16 protein-coding genes are annotated in these 23,410 nt (G+C 71.1%); 9 read left to right on the plus strand and 7 right to left on the minus strand.

Going from position 1 to position 23,410, the window contains the following annotated elements; translation table 11 throughout:
- Positions 1 to 113 precede the first annotated feature (113 nt).
- Together MB828_RS01475 and MB828_RS01480 are read left to right on the plus strand one after the other, a co-directional pair.
- Positions 114 to 3,056, plus strand: a complete 2,943-nt coding sequence (locus MB828_RS01475) for a glycoside hydrolase family 48 protein (RefSeq protein ID WP_301646588.1) — start codon at positions 114 to 116, stop codon at positions 3,054 to 3,056.
- A 138-nt stretch (positions 3,057 to 3,194) separates the two neighbouring features.
- Positions 3,195 to 5,858 (plus strand): cellulose binding domain-containing protein, encoded by a 2,664-nt coding sequence (locus tag MB828_RS01480; protein WP_301646589.1) that lies wholly within the window; start codon positions 3,195 to 3,197, stop codon positions 5,856 to 5,858.
- 56 nt (positions 5,859 to 5,914) lie between these two features.
- On the opposite strand, the gene MB828_RS01485 is transcribed toward MB828_RS01480, so the two are convergent.
- The 3 genes from MB828_RS01485 to MB828_RS01495 form a co-directional block, all read right to left on the minus strand.
- On the minus strand, positions 5,915 to 7,789 hold the full coding sequence (locus MB828_RS01485) for a rhamnogalacturonan lyase (RefSeq protein WP_301646590.1): 1,875 nt from the start codon (positions 7,787 to 7,789) through the stop codon (positions 5,915 to 5,917).
- A 114-nt stretch (positions 7,790 to 7,903) separates the two neighbouring features.
- Positions 7,904 to 8,644, minus strand: coding sequence for a class I SAM-dependent methyltransferase (locus MB828_RS01490; RefSeq protein WP_301646591.1), 741 nt, complete (start codon positions 8,642 to 8,644; stop codon positions 7,904 to 7,906).
- Between the two features lie 5 nt (positions 8,645 to 8,649).
- Entirely contained in the window at positions 8,650 to 8,955 is a 306-nt protein-coding gene (locus MB828_RS01495; protein WP_301646592.1) for a 4a-hydroxytetrahydrobiopterin dehydratase, read from the minus strand.
- Between the two features lie 267 nt (positions 8,956 to 9,222).
- Between MB828_RS01495 and MB828_RS01500 the strand changes: the two genes are divergently transcribed.
- The 6 genes from MB828_RS01500 (at position 9,223) to MB828_RS01525 (ending at position 17,445) form a co-directional block, all read left to right on the plus strand.
- Complete coding sequence (locus tag MB828_RS01500; RefSeq protein ID WP_133026210.1) at positions 9,223 to 10,086, plus strand: helix-turn-helix domain-containing protein; 864 nt, start codon at positions 9,223 to 9,225, stop codon at positions 10,084 to 10,086.
- Between the two features lie 163 nt (positions 10,087 to 10,249).
- Positions 10,250 to 11,065: an SAM-dependent methyltransferase gene (locus MB828_RS01505; protein WP_133026211.1), complete on the plus strand. Its 816-nt coding sequence runs from the start codon at positions 10,250 to 10,252 to the stop codon at positions 11,063 to 11,065.
- Between the two features lie 104 nt (positions 11,066 to 11,169).
- On the plus strand, positions 11,170 to 14,853 hold the full coding sequence (locus tag MB828_RS01510) for a nitrate reductase subunit alpha (protein ID WP_301646593.1): 3,684 nt from the start codon (positions 11,170 to 11,172) through the stop codon (positions 14,851 to 14,853).
- Positions 14,853 to 16,457, plus strand: a complete 1,605-nt coding sequence (narH, locus tag MB828_RS01515; protein ID WP_301646594.1) for a nitrate reductase subunit beta — start codon at positions 14,853 to 14,855, stop codon at positions 16,455 to 16,457. The genes MB828_RS01510 and narH overlap by 1 nt, the downstream gene beginning before the upstream one ends.
- The gene (gene narJ / locus MB828_RS01520; RefSeq protein WP_133026214.1) at positions 16,457 to 16,951 is read left to right on the plus strand and encodes a nitrate reductase molybdenum cofactor assembly chaperone; all 495 of its coding nucleotides are present in this window, start codon (positions 16,457 to 16,459) and stop codon (positions 16,949 to 16,951) included. Before narH ends, narJ begins: the two co-directional genes overlap by 1 nt.
- Positions 16,948 to 17,445, plus strand: coding sequence for a respiratory nitrate reductase subunit gamma (locus MB828_RS01525; protein WP_301646595.1), 498 nt, complete (start codon positions 16,948 to 16,950; stop codon positions 17,443 to 17,445). Before narJ ends, MB828_RS01525 begins: the two co-directional genes overlap by 4 nt.
- 82 nt (positions 17,446 to 17,527) lie before the next feature.
- On the opposite strand, the gene dnaK is transcribed toward MB828_RS01525, so the two are convergent.
- The 4 genes from dnaK to MB828_RS01545 form a co-directional block, all read right to left on the minus strand.
- Positions 17,528 to 19,378: a molecular chaperone DnaK gene (gene dnaK, locus MB828_RS01530; protein WP_301646596.1), complete on the minus strand. Its 1,851-nt coding sequence runs from the start codon at positions 19,376 to 19,378 to the stop codon at positions 17,528 to 17,530.
- 133 nt (positions 19,379 to 19,511) lie between these two features.
- Complete coding sequence (locus tag MB828_RS01535) at positions 19,512 to 19,937, minus strand: OsmC family protein (protein ID WP_301646597.1); 426 nt, start codon at positions 19,935 to 19,937, stop codon at positions 19,512 to 19,514.
- A 57-nt stretch (positions 19,938 to 19,994) separates the two neighbouring features.
- The gene (locus tag MB828_RS01540; RefSeq protein ID WP_301646598.1) at positions 19,995 to 21,809 is read right to left on the minus strand and encodes a vWA domain-containing protein; all 1,815 of its coding nucleotides are present in this window, start codon (positions 21,807 to 21,809) and stop codon (positions 19,995 to 19,997) included.
- Entirely contained in the window at positions 21,806 to 22,867 is a 1,062-nt protein-coding gene (locus MB828_RS01545) for an ATP-binding protein (protein WP_133026218.1), read from the minus strand. Before MB828_RS01545 ends, MB828_RS01540 begins: the two co-directional genes overlap by 4 nt.
- A gap of 157 nt (positions 22,868 to 23,024) precedes the next feature.
- Here MB828_RS01545 and MB828_RS01550 point away from each other — a divergent pair, with 157 nt between their 5' ends.
- Entirely contained in the window at positions 23,025 to 23,378 is a 354-nt protein-coding gene (locus tag MB828_RS01550; RefSeq protein WP_301646599.1) for a VOC family protein, read from the plus strand.
- The last annotated feature ends 32 nt before the right edge of the window (positions 23,379 to 23,410 follow it).

Consider the following 23,410-nt stretch of genomic DNA (forward strand, 5'->3'; position numbering starts at 1 on the left):
TCGACTCTTCAACCGCCTTGACCGAACCATGCCACGTCTCCACTATGGGAGCGCTCCCACTGGTTCAAGCCTTGACTTCTCCCCGAGCCGCAAGCGCAAGGAGGAACCAGCACATGCATCCCGCACACCCCTCAGGCCCCGCCCCCGGGAGGCGGCGCAGAGCCGTACGGCGGTTGTGGACCGCCGTCGCCGCGGCCCTCGCCCTCCCGCTGTCGATGCTCGCCACCGGGACGACCCCCGCGCACGCGGCGACCGTCCAGTGCAGCGTCGACTACAAGACCAACGACTGGGGCACCGGCTTCACCGCGGACCTCACGATCACCAACCGCGGTACGGACGCGATCAACGGCTGGACCCTGACGTACGCGTACACGGGCAACCAGAAGCTGTCGAACGGCTGGAACGGCACCTGGTCCCAGTCCGGCACCTCGGTCACCGTGCAGAACGCGTCGTACAACGGCACCATCGCGGCGGGCGCGGCGGTGTCGACCGGCGCCCAGTTCTCCTACACCGGCGGCAACGCGGCCCCGACGAGCTTCGCGATCAACGGCACCACCTGCGCCGGTGCGCACCAGCCGCCGGTCACCGTGCTGACCAGCCCCACCGCCGGCGCGGTGTACACGCAGGGCGACGCGGTCCCGCTGGCGGCGACCGCGGCGGCGGCCGACGGCGCGACGATCAGCAAGATCGAGTTCTATGACGACACCACGCTGCTGGGCACGGACACCTCGTCGCCCTACTCGCTCTCGGTCCCAAGTTTGACCGTGGGCAGTCATTCGCTGGTGGCGAAGGCGTACGACAGCCTCGGCGCGTCCGCCTCCTCCACGCCGGTCGGCATCACGGTCGCCTCGGGTCCCGCGGTGGTCGCCTCGCCCACCCAGCTGGGTGTCCAGCAGGGCGCGACCGGCACCTTCGGGGTCAGCCTGTCGAAGCAGCCGAGCACCAGCGTGACGGTCGCGGTGGCCCGCACGGCCGGCAACACCGGGCTGTCGGTGAGCGCCGGTTCCTCGCTGACGTTCACGCCGTCCAACTGGAGCACCGCGCAGAACGTGACCGTGGCCGCGGACTCCGCCGGCACCGGTACCGCGACCTTCACCGCGTCCGCGGCCGGCTACACCGGGGCCACGGTGACGGTGACGGAACTGGCCGCCTCGAAGGCGTACGACGCACGCTTCCTGGACCTGTACGGGAAGATCACCAACCCGGCGAACGGCTACTTCTCCCCCGAGGGCATCCCCTACCACTCGGTCGAGACGCTGATCGTCGAGGCACCGGACCAGGGGCACGAGACCACGTCCGAGGCGTACAGCTACCTTCTCTGGCTTCAGGCCATGTACGGCAAGGTCACCGGCGACTGGTCCAAGTTCAACGGCGCGTGGGCGCTCATGGAGAAGTACATGATCCCCACCCACGCCGACCAGCCGACGAACTCCTTCTACAACGCGTCCAAACCGGCCACCTACGCACCCGAGCTGGACACCCCGAACGAGTACCCGGCGAAGCTGGACACCACGGTGTCGGTGGGCTCGGACCCGATCGCCTCGGAGCTGAAGAGCGCGTACGGCACGGACGACGTGTACGGCATGCACTGGCTCCAGGACGTCGACAACGTCTACGGCTACGGTGACACCCCGGGCGGCGGGTGCGAGGCGGGTCCGGCCGCGGACGGCCCGTCGTACATCAACACCTTCCAGCGCGGGGCGCAGGAGTCGGTCTGGGAGACGGTTCCGCAGCCGACCTGCGACGCCTTCAAGTACGGCGGGACCAACGGCTACCTGGACCTGTTCACCGGTGACTCGTCCTACGCCAGGCAGTGGAAGTACACGGACGCCCCGGACGCCGACGCGCGTGCCGTGCAGGCCGCGTACTGGGCTGACGTGTGGGCGAAGGAGCAGGGCAAGGGCGGTGACGTCTCCGCCACCGTGGGCAAGGCGGCGAAGATGGGCGACTACCTGCGCTACGCCATGTACGACAAGTACTTCAAGAAGATCGGCAACTGTGTGGGGCCGACGACGTGCGCGGCCGGCACCGGCAAGGACGCCTCGGACTATCTGCTGTCCTGGTACTACGCGTGGGGCGGGGCGACCGACACCAGCGCGGGCTGGGCCTGGCGGATCGGGTCGAGCCATGTGCACGGGGGTTACCAGAACCCGCTGGCCGCGTACGCGCTGAGCTCGTACGCCGACCTGAAGCCCAAGTCGGCGACGGGAGCGGCGGACTGGGGTACGTCCCTGACCAGGCAGCTGGAGTTCTACCGCTGGCTGCAGTCGTCGGAGGGGGCCATCGCCGGTGGCGCGACCAACAGCTGGCAGGGGCGGTACGCGAGCCCGCCGTCGGGTACGCCGACGTTCTACGGCATGTACTACGACTGGGAGCCGGTCTACCACGACCCGCCGTCCAACCAGTGGTTCGGTTTCCAGGCCTGGTCGATGGAGCGGGTCGCCGAGTACTACCAGCAGACCGGCAACGCGAGCGCCAAGGCGGTCCTCGACAAGTGGGTGGCGTGGGCGCTGTCCAAGACCACGGTCAATCCGGACGGCACGTATCTCATCCCGTCGACGCTCCAGTGGTCGGGGCAGCCCGACACCTGGAACGCGTCGAGTCCCGGCTCCAACAGCGGACTCCACGTCACGGTCGCCGACTACACGAACGACGTGGGCGTGGCGGCCGCGTACGCCAAGACGTTGACGTACTACGCCGCCAGGTCCGGTGACGCGACGGCGAAGTCGACGGCCAAGGCGCTGCTCGACGGCATGTGGGGCAACTACCAGGACAGCCTGGGGATCGCGGTGCCGGAGACGCGGGCCGACTACAACCGGTTCGACGACACGGTGTACGTGCCGAGCGGGTGGACCGGGAAGATGCCGAACGGGGACGCGGTCAACTCTTCGTCCACGTTCGCGTCGCTGCGGAGCTTCTACAAGGACGACCCCGCGTGGTCGAAGATCCAGAGCTACTTGGCAGGCGGGGCCGCGCCTGTGTTCACGTACCACCGGTTCTGGGCCCAGGCGGACATCGCGCTGGCGATGGGGTCGTACGCGGAGCTGCTGGAGTAGTTCGGCTGCGGCTGTGGCTTCGGCTGCGGCCGCGTCGTGGCTGGTCGCGCAGTTCCCCGCGCCCCTGAAGGGGCGCTCCAGTGGGCGGCCCCTCCACGCCGGGGGCCGCCCTTCCCCTTTATGGAGAGGACTTCTCGCGTGCGAAGAACCCGCATCCTCACCGCTGTGCTCGCCCTCGCCGCCGGCTTACTCGTCGGCACCCCGCCCGCACTCGCCGCGCACGACACCTCGCAGGTCACCCTCGCGGCCGACAGCTACACCTGGCACAACGCCCGTATCGACGGCGGTGGTTTCGTGCCCGGGATCGTCTTCAACCGCACCGAGAAGAACCTCGCCTACGCCCGTACCGACATCGGCGGGGCCTACCGCTGGTCGGAGTCGACGAAGAGCTGGACCCCGTTGCTGGACTCGGTCGGCTGGAACGAGTGGGGGCACACCGGTGTGGTCAGTCTGGCCTCCGACTCCGTCGATCCGGACAGGGTGTACGCGGCCGTCGGGACGTACACCAACAGCTGGGACCCGACCGACGGCGCGGTGCTGCGCTCCTCCGACCGGGGTGCGAGCTGGCAGAAGACCGACCTGCCGTTCAAACTGGGCGGCAACATGCCCGGCCGGGGCATGGGCGAGCGGCTGGCGATCGACCCGAACAAGGACAGCGTGCTGTATCTGGGCGCGCCCAGCGGCAAGGGCCTGTGGCGGTCGACGGACTCGGGCGTGACCTGGTCGCAGGTGACGGACTTCCCCGATGTCGGCACCTACGTGCAGGACCCGACCGACACCACCGGGTACGCCTCCGACAACCAGGGCATCGTGTGGGTCACCTTCGACGAGTCGACGGGGACCGCCGGTTCGGCGACGAAGACGATCTACGTCGGGGTCGCCGACAAGGACAACGCGGTGTACCGCTCGACGGACGCGGGTGCGACCTGGACCCGGCTGGCCGGGCAGCCCACCGGATACCTCGCCCACAAGGGTGTCCTGGACGCGAAGAACAGCTACCTCTACGTCGCCTACAGCGACAAGGGCGGCCCCTACGACGGCGGCAAGGGTCGGCTCTGGCGGTACGCGACGGCGACCGGCACCTGGACGGACATCAGCCCGGTCGCGGAGGCGGACACCTACTACGGGTTCGGCGGCCTGACGGTCGACCGGCAGCACCCCGGCACCGTCATGGCGACCGCCTACAGCTCCTGGTGGCCGGACACCCAGATCTTCCGCTCCACGGACAGCGGGGCGACCTGGACCAGGGCGTGGGACTACACGTCGTACCCGAACCGCTCGAACCGCTACACCATCGACGTGTCGTCCTCCCCCTGGCTGACCTTCGGCGCGAACCCCTCGCCCCCCGAACAGAGCCCGAAACTCGGGTGGATGACGGAGTCGCTGGAGATCGACCCGTTCGACTCCGACCGGATGATGTACGGGACGGGCGCCACGCTCTACGGCACCGAGAATCTCACCCGGTGGGACAGCGGGGGCCAGTTCACCGTGAAGCCCATGGTGCAGGGGCTGGAGGAGACAGCCGTCGACGACCTCGCCGCTCCCCCGTCGGGCGGCGCCCAGCTCTTCAGCGCGCTCGGTGACATCGGCGGGTTCCGGCACACGGACCTCACCAAGGTCCCCTCGATGATGTACACGTCCCCGACGTTCACGACGACCACGAGCCTGGACTTCGCCGAGTCGAACCCGGACACGGTGGTCCGCGTGGGCGACCTGGACTCCGGTCCGCACATCGCGTTCTCGACGGACAACGGGGCGAACTGGTTCGCGGGGACGGACCCTTCGGGGGTGAGCGGCGGCGGCACGGTGGCGGCCGCCCCGGACGGCAGCCGGTTCGTCTGGAGTCCGGCCGGCACCGGCGTCCAGTACACGACGGGTTTCGGATCGTCCTGGTCGGCGTCGAGCGGCATCCCGGCGGGCGCGGCCGTGGAATCCGACCGCGTCGACCCGAAGACCTTCTACGGCTTCAAGTCCGGGAGGTTCTACGTCAGTACGGACGGCGGCGCGACCTTCACGGCGTCCGCCGCGACCGGGTTGCCGAGCGGGGACAGCGTGCGGTTCAAGGCGCTGCCGGGGACGAAGGGCGACGTGTGGCTGGCCGGGGGCGCGACGGACGGCGCGTACGGTCTGTGGCACTCGACGGACGGCGGCGCGGCCTTCACGAAGCTCTCGAACGTCGACCAGGCCGACACGATCGGCTTCGGGAAGGCGGCGACCGGAGCCTCGTACCAGACCCTCTACACCAGCGCGAAGATCGGCGGCGTCCGCGGCATCTTCCGCTCCACGGACCGGGGCGCGACCTGGACCCGTGTCAACGACGACGCCCACCAATGGGGTTGGACGGGTGCGGCCATCACCGGTGACCCGCGGGTCTACGGCCGGGTCTACGTCTCGACCAACGGCCGGGGTGTGATCTACGGCGACACCTCGGACACCGGCGGAGGCGGGGACGGCGGAGGCGGCACCGGCCCGACGCCGGCCGGCGCCTGCACGGTCACCTACAAGATCACCAACCAGTGGGCGGGCGGCTTCCAGGCGGACGTCCAGCTCACCAACACCGGTTCGGCGGCCTGGAGCGGCTGGTCCCTCGGCTGGTCCTTCCCGAACGGCCAGACCATAGGCCAGCTGTGGAACGCCGACTGGAGTCAGTCGGGAGCGGCCGTGACGGCCAGGAACGTCAGCTGGAACGGCACGGTGGCGGCGGGCTCGTCGGTGTCCTTCGGCTTCACGGGCACCTGGACCGGCTCCAACGAGGGACCCACGGCCTTCCGACTGGGCGAGCAGCCCTGCACGGCCGCCTGACCGACCGAGGGCGCGCGCCGCACCGGGCGCGCGCTCTCTTTGCTCAGGTCTTGTTCTCAGGGCGTGTACACCGACGGCCGGGGTGCCGTGGGCATTTTGTCGCCGATGAAGAAGCTCGGGTGCGGGGGTTGGTTGTACGCGGTGTTCTGCCAGGCCAGGGCCGAGCGGTACTGGGTGTCGTGGAGGAGGGTGGTGATGCGGGTGCTCGTCTCGTACGGGGTGGAGTAGATGCGCAGGGCCGTGTTGTCCGTCGTCGGCCAGACGACCTCCTCGCGCCAGTCGCCGAGGATGTCGCCGGAGAGCGACGGAGTGGCCTTGGTGGTGTTGTTCGAGTGGACACCGGCGCCGGTCAGGAGACGGGTGTCGGAGGACGTGCCGTACTTGTCGATGTGGGTGTCGTCGAGGAGTTCGCGCACCGGGTCGCCGTCCCACCAGGAGAGGAAGTTGGTGCTGGAGGGCTTGCGGGTGGCGACGATCGTGCCCTGCGGGTTGCGTACGCCGTCGGCGTGGGACGACCAGGACTCGGCGCCCGCGCTGCCCGCCCAGACGTCCCCGGAGACGCCCCGGCCGTTGTCCCCGTCGGGGTCGGTGGACCAGAGGATCTCGCCGGTCTTGGCGTCGGCCATCCAGGAGGAGGGCTTGGAGCCGTCCTCGTCCACCTTGAACTCCTCCAGACCGGGACGGGACGGGTCGAGGTCGCCGACGTGCAGGGCGTCGCCGTGGCCGTTCTTCGTGGTCCACAGGCCGTAGCCGTTGTCGTCGACGGCCATCGAGCCGTACACGATCTCGTCCTTGCCGTCCCCGTCGACGTCCGCGACGGACAGCTGGTGGTTGCCCTGGGCGTCGTAGCCCTTGCCGGAGTTGGTGGAGGAGTTGGTGTCGAAGGTCCAGCGGCGGGTGAAGGCGCCGTTCCGCCAGTCCCAGGCGGCGATCACCGTGCGGGTGTAGTAACCGCGCGCCTCGATCAGGGAAGGACGGGAGCCGTCCAGGTAGGCGGTGCCGGCGAGGAAGCGGTCGACCCGGTTGCCGTAGGAGTCGCCCCACGAGGAGACCGTGCCGCGGGCCGGGACGTAGTCGGCCGTGCCCATCGCCTTGCCGGTCTGCCCGTTGAACATGGTCAGGTACTCCGGGCCGGACAGCACGTAGCCGCTGGAGTTGCGGTAGTCGGCGGTGGCGCTGCCGATCACCGTACCGGTGCCGTCGACCGTGCCGTCCGCCGTCTTCACGGCGACCTCGGCCTTGCCGTCACCGTCGTAGTCGTACACCTGGAACTGGGTGTAGTGGGCGCCGGAGCGGATGTTCCTCCCCAGGTCGATGCGCCACAGGCGGGTGCCGTCGAGGGTGATGCCGTCCAGGATCGTGTCGCCGGTGTAGCCGGACTGGGAGTTGTCCTTGGCGTTCGTCGGCTGCCACTTGAGGACGAAGTCCAGCCGGCCGTCACCGTCGAGGTCGCCGACGGACGCGTCGTTCGCCTCGTAGGTGTAGGAGACGCCGTCGGGGGTGGTACCGCCGGCGGGCGGGGTGATCGGGACGTCCTGGTAGCCGGCGCGGAACTGGATCGCGTGCACCGAGTCGGCCTGTTCGACGCCGTTCACGACGGCGCGGACCGTGTAGTCGGCCTGGGCCGGGGCGCCGGAGTGGAAGTAGTTCGTGGAGCCGGTGACCGGGGCCGGGTTGACCTTCGTACCGGCGCGGTAGACGTTGAAGGAGACGTCGTCGGGGTCGGTGCCCAGCCAGCGCCAGCTGACCAGGTTGCCTGCGTCGGTGTGGACGCTGACCACACCCCGGTCGAGCGCTTCGACCTGACGGGCGGTGGCCGCCGCGGCCGGGGTGGGAGAGAGAGCGGTGAGACCGGCGGCGATCAGTGCCGCGGTGGCGGCGACCGCCGGGAGCAGGAAGCGGTGTCTGCGGTGCGGGCGCGGGTGCTGCACGGGACGAACCTCCGATGAGGACGGACGGGTTGCGTGGTCGCGCACCGTCAGTCGCCGTCGGCTGCCGTCTCGTTGCCGTTGCTTTGCGCCAACTTGGTGTGCCGGTCGGCCGGTTCAGGGCTTGCTGAACGCCAGGACGCCGAAGCGCGGGTCGGGGCGCGGGCGGTCCTGGTCGGGCAGGGCCGCCAGCCGGCCGCTTAACTCCTCGATCCGGGGGTCGCCGGCGCGCAGCAGGGTGAACCAGCCGCGGCGCAGGTCGGCGATGGTGGAGCGGGGACTGCGGCCCTGGCCGCGGCCGACGAAGGCGGCCTGTCCGGCGGGAGACAGCCCGCTGTCCCGGGCGTGCGCCGTGACGTCGGCGGCCGCGTCCGGGGCCGGGCGGCGCGGGCGGTCGGCGAGCACCGCGTCGATGTCGCTGCCGACGTCGTGCGCGGCGGCCTTGTCGACGGTGGTGACGTACACCCCGCCGGGGCGCAGCACCCGCGCGCACTCCGCGACGATCGCCCGGACCTCGGCGGGGCCCGGTGCGAGGTGGAGCAGCCAGACCGTGGTGACCGCGTCGAACGTGGCGTCCGGGAAGGGGAGGCGGCGGCTGTCGGCGAGCACGACCGCCCCCGGCAGCCGGGCCGCCGCCATCCGTGCCATGCCGGGTGCGCGGTCGGCGCCGGTGACGCGGAGCGCGGGACGGGCGGCGGCCAGCCGGCGGGTGACGATGCCGGTGCCGCAGGCGAGGTCGAGGAGCCGGCCGGGGCGGTCGGGTATCAGCCCGAGGACGGCACCGGCCGCCGCCTCGGCGCGGGGCTCGCCGCCGCGCGTCGCGTCGTAGACCCCGGCTTCCTTGTCGTAGTCCAGCACATCGCTCAGTGTGCGCCGTGACCGGGAGCGATGTCCTCCACCCTGCGGGCGAGTTCGAAGTCCTTGGCGGTGACCGCGCCGCCCACGCTGTGGGTGTTCACCGCGAGGGTGACCGTGTGGTAGCCGAGGGTCAGGTCGGAGTGGTGGTCGAGTTCGTCCTGGATGCGGGCGATGTGCACGACCAGCGCGGCGGCGGCGAAGTGCGAGTCGAGGCGGTAGGCGCGGACGAGCCGGTCGTCGTCCGCCGACCAGCCCGGCAGCTCCGTCAGCCGGTCCTCGATCTCCTGCTGGGACAGCGGTTCGACGGCCATGGTGGGGCTTCCTTCCCTGGGACTGCGGCGGCTTGCGCGGTTCCCGAGCGTACGGGCCGGCGGCACGGCCGGGGGGCGCGACGCGACCGTGATCGCCCCCGGGTTCCCGCTGCCGGACGGCCCGGCCGTCAACTGGCGCTGTCTGCCGACGGGTTGACGCACGGGCGGCTCCGCGCGTAGATACAGGAGTCTGCCTCGACAACATGTGCGAGAGCGGCATCGCGTGGCACACTGCACGCGTACTTGTGCACGTAGGGGAGGCGTGGCGTGAGTGAGCGGCGTGCTGCGCCCACGGTCGGTCAGGTCGTGCTCGGCAAACGGCTTCAGGAGCTGCGGGAGGCGGCGGGCCTGGGCCGGGACGAAGCGGCGCGGGTACTGCGGGTGGCGCAGGCCACCGTGCGGCGGATGGAGATGGCCGAGGTCTCGCTGAAGATCCCGTACGTCCAGGTGCTGCTGGAGACGTACGGGGTGCCCGAGGAGGAACAGGGCGCGTTCGTGCGGCTGGCCGAGGAGGCCAACCAGCCGGGCTGGTGGCAGCGGTTCCACGACGTGCTGCCGGACTGGTTCAGCCTGTACGTGAGCCTGGAGGGCGCCGCCCGGGTCATCCGCTCCTACGAACCGCACTTCTTCCCCGGCCTGTTGCAGACCGAGGCGTACGCGCGGGCCGTGATGGAGGCCGGGACGATCGGCCATGCCGACCCCGCGGCCGTGGAACGGCACGTGGCGCTGCGCATGACCAGGCAGCGGCTGCTGGAGCAGGACGATCCGCCCCACCTGTGGGTGATCATGGACGAGACCGTGCTGCGCCGCCCGGTGAGCTTCGACCGCGGGGTGATGCGCGAGCAGGTCGACAAGCTGCTGGCCCTCGTCGAACGGGACCGGATCACCCTTCAGCTCGCCGAGTTCGCCAGTGGCCCGCACCCGGGGACGTACGCGCCGTTCACGCTGTTCCGGTTCGCCGAGCCCGAACTGCCGGACATGGTGTTCACCGAGTACCTGACCGGCGCCCTGTACCTGGACTCACGGGACGAGGTCGGGGCGCACCTGGAGGTGCTGGACCACATGACGGCCCGGGCCGCCTCGGCGCAGCGGACCGAGGAACTGCTGCGCAAGTACCGCGACGAGATCTGAGCAGACCCGACGTACCGCGCACCACCCCCGGCGTGCCCACCGCGCACGACCCCGAGCGAAGCACCGCGCACCACCCCGAGCGAAGCACCGCGCACCACCCCGAGCGAAGCACCGCGCACCACCCCGAGCGAAGCACCGCGAAGAACTCCGAGGAGCAGACACCGTGACCGCATCCGAGCCCGCGCCCCCCGCCGTCGACACCAGCCGGCCGCATCCGGCGCGGGTGTACGACTGGTGGCTGGGCGGCAAGGACAACTACCCGGTGGACGAGGAACTCGCCCGGAAGATCCTGGCGGTGGACGGCACCGTGCTGCGCGGGGCGCGCGCCAACCGCCGGTTCATGCAGCGGGCGGTGCGGACCGTCGCCGAGTCGGGCACCCGCCAGTTCCTGGACATCGGCACGGGCATCCCCACCGAACCCAACCTGCACCAGGTCGCGCAGGGCGTCGCAGCCGAGTCGAGGGTGGTGTACGCCGACAACGACCCGATCGTGCTGCGCCACGCGGAGGCCCTGCTGCGCGGCACCCCCGAGGGTGCCACCGCCTACGTGCACGCCGACGTCCGCGACCCTGACACCCTGCTGGCCGAGGCCGCCGAGACCCTGGACTTCGGGCAGCCGATCGCGCTGTCGCTGGTGGCGCTGACCCACTACCTGGGCGACGACCCGGACGGCGACGACGTGCACGGTCTGCTGAAGCGGTACGTCGACGCGCTCGCCCCGGGCAGCCATCTGATCCTCTCCCAGGTCACCCCGGACCTCAGCCCGGCGGCCATCGAGCAGGCGGCGGCGAACTTCCGGCGCAGCGGGACGCCCTTCCACCCGCGTTCGCTGCCCGAGTTCTCGCGTTTCTTCGACGGCCTGGAGCTGCTCGGCCCCGGCGTGATCCCGGTCTCCGGCTGGCGCCCGGACCCCGAGGACGTGGCGCTCCAGGAGGAGGGCATCGTGCCGGTGTACGGCGGGGTCGCCCGCAAGGCCTGACCCGTCGGGGCGTCCTGCTCCGGTGACCCGTCCGGGCGCCCTGAACGGGTGCGTTCCCGTGCCTGCCCCTAGCGTCGGACCGGGGGGCCGGCAAGGGAGCGCAGGTGACCGACACGCAGACACCCCCGAAGGAGCCCGGCGCGGCGCTGCTGGGCGTCGCCCGGTTCTTCCGGCCCGGCACGCCCGCACCCGACCTGCACAGCGTGGCGCTGACGGGCGGCCGGGAGGCGGACGCCTTCTACCGGGACCGCTGGAGCCACGACAAGGTCGTGACCTCCACGCACGGCGTGAACTGCACGGGCTCCTGCCGCTGGAAGGTGTACGTCAAGGACGGCATCATCACCTGGGAGACCCAGGAGACGGACTACCCGTCGGCCGGTCCCGACCGCCCCGAGTACGAGCCGCGGAGCTGCCCGCGCGGGGCCGCGTTCTCCTGGTACACGTACTCGCCGACCCGGGTGCGGTACCCGTACGTCCGGGGCGTGCTCCTCGAGATGTACCGGGAGGCGAAGACCCGGCTCCCGGATCCGGTGGACGCCTGGGCGGACATCCAGAGCGACCCCGAGCGCCGCCGCCGCTACCAGCGGGCGCGCGGCAAGGGCGGTCTCGTCCGGGCGACCTGGGACGAGGCGGTGGAGATCGTCGCCGCCGCCCAGGTGCACACCATCAGGACGTACGGCCCGGACCGGATCGCCGGTTTCTCCCCCATCCCGGCGATGTCGATGGTGTCGCACGCGGCCGGCGCCCGGTACCACTCCCTCATCGGCGCCCCGATGCTCTCCTTCTACGACTGGTACGCCGACCTGCCGGTGGCCTCGCCGCAGGTCTTCGGCGACCAGAGGGACGTCCCGGAGTCGGGTGACTGGTGGGACGCGGCCTATCTGATGATGTGGGGTTCGAACGTCCCGGTGACCCGGACCCCGGACGCGCACTGGATGGCGGAGGCCCGCTACCGGGGTCAGAAGGTGGTGGTGGTCTCCCCCGACTACGCGGACAACGCGAAGTTCGCGGACGAGTGGCTGCATCCGCACCCCGGCACGGACGGCGCGCTGGCCCTGGCGATGGGCCACGTCATCCTGAAGGAGTTCTTCGTCGACCGCGAGACGCCGTTCTTCGTGGACTACGTACGGCGTTTCACCGACCTGCCGTTCCTGGTGACGCTCACCGAGCGGGACGGCGCGTACGTGCCGGGCAAGTTCCTGCGCGCCACCGACCTGGGGCAGGCGGGCGAGGGGGCCGAGTGGAAGACGGTCGTCCTGGACGCGGCGGCCGGCCGCGCGGTCGTCCCGAACGGTTCCCTCGGCTTCCGCTGGACCGAGTCGGGCGAAGGCCGCTGGAATCTCGAACTGGGCTCGATCGAACCCCAGTTGACCATGCACGGCAGTGAGGTGGCGGCCGGGGTCGAGGTGCTGCTGCCGCGTTTCGACACGGACGGCGGCGAGCACGGCCAGGGCCGCGGCGAAGTGCTGCGCCGCGGGGTGCCGGCGACCCGGCTGGGCGGTCCCGGCGGCCCCCTCGTGACCACCGTCTTCGATCTGCTGCTGGCGCAGTACGGGGTGTGGCGGACCGGTCTGCCCGGCAGCTGGCCCACCCACTACGAGGACGCCCGTACCCCGGGCACCCCGGCCTGGCAGGTGCGGCACACCTCGGTCCCGGCCGCCAAGTGCGTCAGGATCGCCCGGGAGTTCGCGCGGACAGCGGAGCGTTCCAAGGGCCGCTGCATGATCCTGATGGGCGCGGGCACCAACCACTGGTTCCACTCCGAGACCATCTACCGGGCCTTCCTGGCCCTGCTCCAGCTGACCGGCTGCCAGGGCCGCAACGGGGGCGGCTGGGCGCACTACGTCGGCCAGGAGAAGTGCCGTCCGGTGACCGGCTGGGCGTCGCCGGCCTCGGCCGACGACTGGTCCCGGCCGCCGCGCCAGATGATCGGCACCGCGTACTGGTTCCTCAACACCGACCAGTGGCGCTACGACCGGTTCGGCGCCGACGTGCTGGCCTCGCCGCTGGGTGAGGGCAGGTTCGCGGGCGTGACGGGCGCCGACTGCCTGGCGCTGTCGGCCCGTGTGGGCTGGATGCCGTCGTACCCGACCTTCGACCGCAATCCTCTGGAACTGGGCGGGGCGTCCGGCGATCCCGTGGCCGGAGCGGTGGCCGAACTCCGGTCGGGGACGCTGAAGTTCGCCTGCGAGGACCCGGACGCGCCGGAGAACTGGCCGCGGGTGCTGACCCTGTGGCGGGCCAATCTCCTCGGTTCGTCGGCGAAGGGCGCCGAGTACTTCACCAAGCACCTCCTCGGCACGCACTCCTCGCTGCGCGCCGAGGAGGCGGCCCCGGACCAGCGTCCCCGTGACGTGAGGTGGCGGGACGAGGCGCCCGAGGGCAAGCTCGACCTGCTGCTCTCCCTGGACTTCCGGCAGACCACCTCCACCCTGCTGTCGGACGTCGTGCTGCCCGCCGCCACCTGGTACGAGAAGCACGACCTGTCGTCCACGGACATGCATCCCTACGTGCACGCCTTCACCCCGGCCGTGGACCCGCCCTGGCAGGCGCGCACCGACTTCGACACCTTCAAGGCGCTGGCGGAGCGGCTGAGCGAGCTGGCGGTGGGACATCTCGGGGTGCGCCGGGACCTGGTGGCCGCACCGCTCCAGCACGACACGCCGGGCGAGACCGCCCAGCCCGGCGGGGTGGTGCGGGACTGGAAGCGCGGGGAGTGCGAGCCGGTTCCCGGGGAGACCATGCCGAGCCTGACGGTGGTGGAGCGGGACTACACGGCGATCGGCGCCAGGTTCGCGGCGCTCGGTCCCCTGGTGGAGGAACTGGGGCTGCCCGCCAAGGGGATCGTGCTGCGGCCGGGCCAAGAGGTGGACCGGCTGCGGGAGTCGAACGGCGTAGGACATCAGGGCCGTCCCTCGCTCGACACCGCGGTGAAGGCCGCGAACGCCATCCTGGCGCTGTCCGGCACCACCAACGGCCGTCTCGCCACCCAGGGTTTCCGCACCCTGGAGCAGCGCACCGGGGAGGAGATGGCGCACCTGGCCGCCGAGCACGAGGGCCGGCGGGTCACCTACGCGGACACCCAGGCGGCCCCGGTGCCGGTGATCACCTCGCCGGAGTGGTCCGGCAGCGAGTCCGGCGGCCGCAGGTACACGGCGTTTGTCCTGAACACCGAGCACCTCAAGCCCTGGCACACGCTCACCGGCCGCCAGCAGTTCTTCCTCGACCACGACTGGATGCACGAGCTGGGCGAGGCGCTGCCGGTGTACCGGCCGCCGCTCGACATGCACCGGCTCTTCGGCGAGCCACGGCTCGGCCCGGACGGGCAGCGGGAGGTGACGGTCCGTCACCTCACCCCGCACAACAAGTGGTCGATCCATTCCGAGTACCAGGACAACCTGTTCATGCTGGCGCTCTCCCGGGGCGGTCAGAACATCTGGATGTCCCCGCAGGACGCCGACGCCATCGGGGTCGCGGACGACGACTGGGTCGAGGCGGTCAACCGCAACGGCGTGGTGGTGGCCCGGGCGGTCGTCTCGCACCGGATGCCGGCCGGCACGGTCTACATGCACCACGCGCAGGAGCGCACGGTGGGCGTCCCGAAGTCGGAGACCACCGGCATGGGGGGCGGCGTCCACAACTCGCCGACCCGGCTGATCCTCAAGCCCTCGCACCTGATCGGCGGCTACGCCCAGCTGTCCTGGGCCTTCAACTACCTGGGCCCGACGGGCAACCAGCGTGACGAGGTGACGGTGATCCGGCGCCGCGCCCAGGAGGTCGAGTACTGATGCGTCCGATGGCCCAGATCGCGATGGTCATGAACCTCGACAAGTGCATCGGCTGTCACACCTGTTCGGTCACCTGCAAACAGGCGTGGACCAACCGGCGGGGCATGGAGTACGTCTGGTTCAACAACGTCGAGACGCGCCCGGGCCAGGGGTATCCGCGCCGGTACGAGGACCAGGAGACCTGGCGCGGTGGCTGGGAGCTGAACCGGCGCGGGGCGCTGCGGCTGAAGGCGGGCGGGCGGCTGCGCAAGCTCGCCGGGATCTTCTCCGACCCGAGGCTCCCGGAGATCAAGGACTACGACGAGCCCTGGACGTACGAGTACCGAAACCTCACCGACGCCCCGCTCGGCGACGACTACCCGGTGGCCCGCCCGGTCTCGCAGCTCGACGGCAGACCGATGAAGATCGAGTGGTCCTCGAACTGGGACGACGACCTGGCCGGGGCCCCTGCCCACGGCGACCTGGACCCGATGGTCGAACGCACCCGCCGGCAGGCCGCCGACAAGGTGCGGTTCGAGTTCGAGCAGACCTTCATGTTCTACCTGCCGCGGATCTGCGAGCACTGCCTCAACCCGTCGTGCGTGGCCTCCTGCCCGTCCGGGGCGATGTACAAGCGGGCCGAGGACGGCATCGTCCTGGTCGACCAGGACCACTGCCGGGGCTGGCGGATGTGCGTGACCGGATGCCCCTACAAGAAGGTCTACTTCAACCACGCCACCGGCAAGGCCGAGAAGTGCACGCTGTGCTGTCCGCGGATCGAGGCCGGTCTGCCGACGGTCTGCTCGGAGACCTGCGTGGGGCGGCTGCGCTATCTCGGGGTCGTCCTCTACGACGCGGACCGGGTGACGGCGGCCGCCGAGACCAGGGACGAGAAGGACCTGTACGAGGCCCAGTTGGGGGTGTTCCTCGACCCGCACGATCCCGGCGTGCAGCATGCCTGCGAGGCGGCGGGCATCCCGTACGACTGGATGGAGGCGGCCCGCCGCTCCCCCGTCCACGCGCTGATCAGCGAGTACCGGGTCGCCCTGCCCCTGCACCCGGAGTACCGCACCATGCCGATGGTCTGGTACATCCCGCCGCTGTCCCCCGTCGTGGACGCGCTGTCGGAGACCGGTCACGACGGCGAGGACGCCGGCAACCTGTTCGCCGCGATCGACACGCTGCGCATCCCCCTCGAGTACCTGGCCGAGATGTTCACGGCCGGTGACACCGGCCCGGTCCGGGCGTCGCTGGAGAGGCTCGCGGCGATGCGCTCCCACATGCGCTCGCTCAACCTCGGTGAGGAGCCCGACACGCGGATCCCCGCGGCCGTCGGGATGTCCCCGGAGGAGATCGAGACGATGTACCGGCTGCTGGCGATCGCCAAGTACGAGGACCGGTACGTGATCCCGACAGCGGCCGTCGGCGACGCCCGCCGCCTGGAGGAGTCCGCGCTGCCCCAGGGGTGCAGCCTCGACTACGACGGCGGCCCCGGCATGGGCGGCGACGGGCCCTTCGGCCAGGACTCGGGACGCAAACTGCTCCCTCTGGTGTCGGTGGAGAACTTCCACATCCTGCGCAGACGGCAGACCGCCGACACTCCCGACGAGGCGAAGGAGGACTGATGCCCTCGGACGCGGTGTTCTACCAGGCGGCGGCGCTCTGTCTGACCTACCCGGACGACGACTTCATCGCCCGGCTGCCGCTGCTGCGCGAAGCCGCCCCGCAGCTGCGGGAGTTCACCGACCACGCGACGGTGACCTCACGGCAGGAGCTGGCCGCGCACTACGTACAGGTCTTCGACTTCAAGAACCGGCACAGCCTCTACCTCAGCTGGTGGCAGGACGGCGACACCCGCCGCCGTGGCATGTCCCTGGTGCGGTTCAAGGACGTCTACAAGGCGTACGGCATGGAGTTCACGGGCGAGGAACTGCCGGACTTCCTGCCCGCGGTGCTGGAGTTCACGGCCCGCACCGGCAACACGGACCTGCTCACCGAGCACCGTGCCTGCCTGGACCAGCTCCGGTGCCGGCTCACCGACTTCGGCACGCCCTACGCGTGTGTCCTGGACGCGGTCTGCGCCGCGCTGCCGCCCACGCCCGCCGGAGCGCGCCGATGACCACGCTCCTGTGGGGCGCCCTGCCCTACGTCGCCTGCGCGCTCCTGGTGACGGGACTGGTCTGGCGGTACCGCTACGACAAGTACGGCTGGACGACCCGCTCGTCCCAGGTCTACGAGGCGAAGCTGCTGAACGTCGCCTCGCCCGCCTTCCACTACGGCATCCTGTGCGTCCTGGCCGGCCATGTCGTCGGCCTGTTCACCCATGCCTCCGGTGACGGCTACGACTACCGGCAGACGATCGCGCCCTGGGCCCGCAGCCTGTTCACGCTGCGTCCGAGGACGGACCTGATGACCGGGGTCCCGGTCCTCTACCAGGTCCACGCGGTCGTCGGCATGGTCCTGATCGCCCTGGTCCCCTGCACCCGCCTGGTCCACATGTTCAGCGCACCGCTCCAGTACCTCTTCCGCCCGTACGTGGTCTACCGCAGCAGGCCCCCAGAACAACTGGACCCCCGCCCGAACCACCGCGCTTGGGAATCGCCCCGCCACTGACCCCTCCCCGCCGCAACGACGATCACCCGCACCTCTTCCCGCCGCGGCGGTGATCGGCCACGATGGCGGATTTCGGCGGTGCCTAGCCGGCCGTGCCCCGCTCGTCGTCCACGATCTCCGCGTCCACCACACCCTCCTCGTCGTCGGCTTCCGGCGCCCGCCGCTCCTCGGCCGAACCGCCGGAGGCACCCGCGTACATGGCCTGCCCCACCCGCTGGCTGACCGTCGCCAGCTTCTCCACGCCCTGCCTCAGCTCCGCCGTGCCGGCGTCCCGCTCCAGCAGTGCCTTCAGCTCGGTGATCGCGGCCTCCACGTCGGCCTTCGTGTCGGCCGGCACCCGTTCCGCGTTCTCCCGCAGGAAGTTCTCGGTCTGGTAGACGAGTTGCTCCGCCTGGTTCCGGGTCTCCGCCGCCTCCCGGCGGCCGCGGTCCTCCTCGGCGTACTGCTCGGCCTCCCGCATCATCCGGTCGATGTCGTCCTTGGGAAGGGCCGATCCGCCGGTCACCGTCATCTTCTGCTCGCGCCCGGTGGCCAGGTCCTTCGCCGAGACGTGCATGATCCCGTTCGCGTCGATGTCGAACGCCACCTCGATCTGCGGCACACCCCGCGGCGCCGGTGGCAGACCCGTGAGGTCGAAGACGCCCAGCTTCTTGTTGTACGCGGCGATCTCCCGCTCACCCTGGTAGACCTGGATGCCGACGGAGGGCTGGTTGTCGGCGGCGGTGGTGAAGATCTCCGAACGGCGCGTCGGAATCGTCGTGTTGCGCTCGATGAGCCTGGTCATGATGCCGCCCTTGGTCTCGATGCCCAGGGACAGCGGGGTGACGTCGAGCAGCAGGACGTCCTTCACGTCACCGCGGATGACGCCCGCCTGGAGGGCCGCCCCGACCGCGACGACCTCGTCGGGGTTGACGCCCTTGTGCGGATCCTTGCCGGTGAGTTCCTTGACCAGGTCGGTGACGGCGGGCATCCGGGTCGAGCCGCCGACCAGGATGACGTGGTCGATCGCGGACAGCTGCACGCCCGCGTCCTTCACGGCCTGGTGGAACGGCTTCTTGCAGCGGTCAAGCAGGTCGGCCGTCAGCTCCTGGAACTGGGCTCGCGTGAGCTTCTCCTCCAGGTGCAGCGGGCCCTGCTCGGACGCGGTGACGTACGGCAGGTTGATCGAGGTCTCGGTGGCCGACGACAGCTCGATCTTCGCCTTCTCGGCGGCCTCCCGAAGCCGCTGCAACGCCATCTTGTCGTTGCCGAGGTCGATGCCCTGCTGCCCCTTGAACCGCTTCACGAGATGCTCGACGACCCGCTGGTCCCAGTCGTCGCCGCCGAGGTGCGTGTCGCCGTTGGTGGCCTTGACCTCGATCACGCCGTCGCCGATCTCCAGGAGCGACACGTCGAACGTGCCGCCCCCGAGGTCGAAGACGAGGACGGTCTGCTCCTCGCCGCGGTCGAGGCCGTAGGCGAGCGCGGCGGCGGTCGGCTCGTTGATGATCCTGAGCACCTTCAGGCCGGCGATCTCCCCGGCCTCCTTGGTGGCCTGCCGCTGCGAGTCGTCGAAGTAGGCGGGTACGGTGATCACCGCGTCGGTGACGTCCTCGCCGAGGTAGGCCTCGGTGTCCCGCTTGAGCTTCTGGAGCACCCGCGCGGACAGCTCCTGGGCCCGGTAGCGGGTGCCGTCCACGGACCCGCTCTCCGGGAACCGCCAGTCCGCGGCGCCCATGTGCCGCTTCACCGAGCGCGCGGTGCGGTCCACGTTGGTCACCGCCTGCCGCTTGGCCACCTCGCCGACCAGCACCTCGCCGTTCTTCGCGAAGGCCACGACCGACGGGGTGGTGCGCGCCCCCTCGGCGTTGGCGACGACGGTGGGTTCACCGCCCTCCAGCAGGGCCACCACCGAGTTCGTCGTACCGAGGTCGATCCCGACCGCACGTGCCATGTCCGTCCCCTTCCAACCGGGCGCTTCCCCGACTCCAGCACAAAACTTGAGCGGGCCGTTGTCAATGCCGGGTACCCCGGGAACACGGATGCCGCGCCCCGGAGCGGGACGCGGCATCCAGGGGAGGCGGAGATCAGGCGAGCTTCGCGTCCAGGGTGATCGTGGTGCCGGCGAGGGCCTGGCTGACCGGGCAGTTCTTCTTGGCGTCCTCGGCGGCGGCGGTGAAGCCGTCCGCGTCGAGCCCGGGGACGGTGCCCTCCACGGTCAGGTGGATGCCGGTGATGCCGGTGCCCGGCTGGAAGGTGACGTCGGCGTTGGTGACCAGCTTGGTGGGCGGGGTGCCGGCACCGGTCAGGGCGTGCGACAGGGCCATGGAGAAGCAGCTGGAGTGGGCGGCCGCGATCAGCTCCTCCGGGCTGGTCTTCCCGTTCGCCTCCTGCGAGCGGGCGGCCCACGTCACCGGCTGCTCGCCGATGTTGGAGGAGTCGAAGGTGATGACACCGCTGCCCTCGGTGAGGCTGCCTTCCCAGACGGTGTGTGCGGTACGCGTGGTAGCCACGGTTGTTCCTTTCGGGGGTGGACCGGTTTCGGGGACCCCATCCGATCACATCCCGGCTCAGCGCACGCGGAAGACCGGCCCCCTTGCATCGAAGGGCAGGCGGGCGCCCTGCGGGATCAGGTAGGCGTGCTCGCGGCGGACCCGCAGCACGTCGCACCAGCCGTCGGTGATGACGAGGACCGGGGCGGTGGGAGGGAAGTCCTCGGCGCGGTGCAGCAGGTCGATGCCGGGCTGGAGGACGGTGCCGCCGCGCCCGTGCACCCGGACCCGGCCCGCGATCTCGGTGACCGGGAGGTACCCGGCGTCATGGGGCACCACGTCGCAGAAGACGACCCGGGCGGCCGGGACGTCACGGGACTCGGCGTAGGAGGCGATAGCGCCGAGGGCCTTGCCGAGCAGGGTGCGGTCCATGGAACCGGAGGTGTCGAGGACCACGCCGAAGGTGCAGCGGGCCACCTCCTCAGGCGGGAAGTACCGGCCGGCGCGCGGGATGTCGGGGGTGGACGACTGCCGGCGCGAGGGCCGGGCGTACGACCGTACGGGCACCGGCCGTGGCACGAACTCGTCGAACCAGCGGGCGAGTCGGGCGTCCCAGGGCAGCGGCGGGTGGCTGAGCGCGCGGATCTCCTCGACCAGGCCGCCGGGCAGGAGGCCGCGGCCCTGCGCCCGGTGCAGGTCGAGGCCCTGGCCGAGGCCCCGGCGGTAGAACTCGTCGAGGTCGACACCGGGGCCGGGCGGCCCGAGGGGCGCGCCCAGCACGTCGCCGCGCCCCTTGCCGCGCAGGGTGGCCAGCCGGCGCAGCCGCCGCAGGTCGCCGGCGATCCGGTCGTACACCTCCTCCGCCGAGAGGTCCTTGAGCGCGGGGTCGTACAGCAGCCCCTCGGGCATGGTGCCGACCTGCATCTCGGCCAGCCAGCCGTTGATGACGTAGTCGCAGGCGACGTTGAAGAGGTACGGGTCGCGGCCGCCCTGGCGGTCGCCGTGGCGCAGGGCGGCGTGCAGCATCTCGTGGGCGAGGACGAACCGCCACTCCTCGTCGTCCATCGTGCGCAGCGGGTTCACGTAGATCTCGCCGGCCCCGGGGTCGACGGCGGCGACGGCGATGTCGTGGGCGCGGGCCAGTTCGGCGTCCGCGACCAGTCTGATCCCGGCCGCGATGCCGCCGAGCAGCGGATAGGAGGAGACGAACCAGCTCAGCGCCCGCTCCCAGGGGCGCAGCGGGGTCGGCGGGCCGGTCATGGTGGTGCGGCGGCCGCCGGCCAGGTCCATCGCACGGGACATCGTGCGGGTCAGCGCGTGCGCGAACCCGAGCTGCCAGTCCGGCACTTGGCCGGCCCACTGGTTCCAGGTGAGCAGCAGCTGGTCGGGTTCGCCGCCGTTGGTCCCGCCGCGCTCGTAGGCGGCCGGGACACCGCCCGCGCGACGCCAGCGGGCGGCCAGCTGCTCCTCGTCGCCGTCCGGGTACGACGGCGGCAGGTGGTCCGGCGCCTCGCCGACCGGGAAGGTCTCCAGGAAACGGTTGACGACGGTGCAGCGGGCGGCGAGGTCGTAGCGGTCGGGCTGGGTGCGCGGGCCGGTGGCGGCGGGCAGGTGGCCGAAGCCGAGGTGGATGGTGCAGTGTGCCAGCGCCCAGGCCCAGGCCTCGGGTTCGGCTCGCCGGGTGGCGTGCGCGTGCAGCACGCCGTCGGAGTCGGCCCGTACCAGCCCTTCGCGGGGGGCGAGTTCGCACTTCTCGTGCCGGCAGATGGTGAACTCCACCGCGCGCAGTGCGGGGTTGGCGCGCAGCAGCTCGACCCCGGCGGCGAAGTTCTCCGCCGCCGGGTCCTTCTTCTGTTGCTTCTGCTGCTCCTTGCGGGCGGTGGGCCGGCTCATCGCCGGGCCTCCACCAGCCGGGGCATGTCACGGGCCGCTTCGATCAGGAACCAGGCGGGCAGCACGGGGTTGCCGTCGGCGTCGGAGGCGATGACGGTCTGGGCGACCTCGACGGAGATCTCGGCGAGCTGCACCAGCAGCGACTTGGCGCGGTAGGCGGTCTGTCGGCCGTTCGCCGACATGTGCTCCTTGGCGGCGGGGAGTTCCTTCACCAGCCGGCCGCGGAAGGACTCGGCGAGGTAGTACAGCAGGTCGCGGTCCTCGACGCGGTGCGGCCAGCCGGCGTCGCCCTTGAGGATCGCCTCGATCCCGAACCGGCTGCGCACGATCTTGACGTAGCCGCAGAAGGCGGTCGCGTGCGCGGGGGTGAGCGTGCCGTGGGCGAGGATCCGCAGCGTGGTCTCGTCGAGGTCGCGGCCGAAGGAGTGCAGGGCGTCGGAGAGCATGTGCCAGGAGCGGGGGGTGGAGAACGGCTCCTCGGTCTTCGGCGGCTTGGACCACAGGTGGTCGGGCCGGTCGGTGAGGTGGTCCAGGATCCACGGGTGGATGCCGTTCCCGGCGGCCCAGGCCAGCCAGTCGTGCGCGGAGGCCTCCAGGTGGACGTGGGCCAGGCGGTTGACCAGGGCGGAGGCGATGGGCCGGGCGAGGGCGTTGTCGGTGGCCCGGTTGCCCGCGCCGATCACGATCGACCCCTTGGGCAGTTCGTAGTTCCCGATCCGGCGGTCCAGGATCAGCGAGTAGAACGCCTTCTGCACGTCGGGGGTGGCCGCGTTCAGCTCGTCCAGGAAGAGGCAGTACGGCTCGTCGCGGGCGATGGCCTCGGGCGGGCAGAAGACCGACCGGCCGTCGCGGATCTGCGGGACCCCGATCAGGTCCTCGGGGGCGAGCTGCGTACCCAGCAGGCTCACGCACTCCAGACCCAGCGATTCGGCGAACTCCCGTACCAGGGAGGACTTCCCGATGCCGGGCGCGCCCCAGAGGAAGACGGGCCGGACGGTGGCGAGACCGAGGAGGAGTTCGGGGACACGGGAGGGCGTGACGGTGACGGCTGCCTGCAAGAGGCTGCTCCTTGGGGTGCTTCGAGGGGTTCCGCGACTCGAACAGTGTGGTTCCGGAACAGTGTGGTTCGGGAGCGCGCCGGACGCAGCTGATTTATCGGCGGTCCGGCCGCGGTGGCGGCGGTGCCGCCGGCCGGTGCCCTGGCAGGATGGCGGCATGGAACGTGTGCTTGGCATCGGCGGGTACTTCCTGCGGGCCGCCGACCCGGCGGCCCTGAACGCGTGGTACCGCGACTGTCTCGGCCTGGACGCCGACGACCACGGACTGTGGCGGCAGGAGACCGGGCCGACGGTGTTCGCGACCTTCGAGTCCGGCACCGACTACTTCGGGTCCCCGTCCCAGCGGACCATGCTGAACTTCCGGGTCCGCGACCTGGACGCGATGCTCGCGCAGCTGCGCGCCAGGGGTGCGGACGTGGCCGAGGAGACGCAGGAGATGGCGGGCGTCGGCCGGTTCGGCTGGGTCACCGATCCCGAGGGCAACCGGATCGAACTGTGGCAGCCCGCCTGAGGATGTGCCCGGGCGGCCGGTGAACGCGGCGC

Source organism: Streptomyces arenae (assembly GCF_022343545.1).
GTDB lineage: Bacteria > Actinomycetota > Actinomycetes > Streptomycetales > Streptomycetaceae > Streptomyces > Streptomyces humi.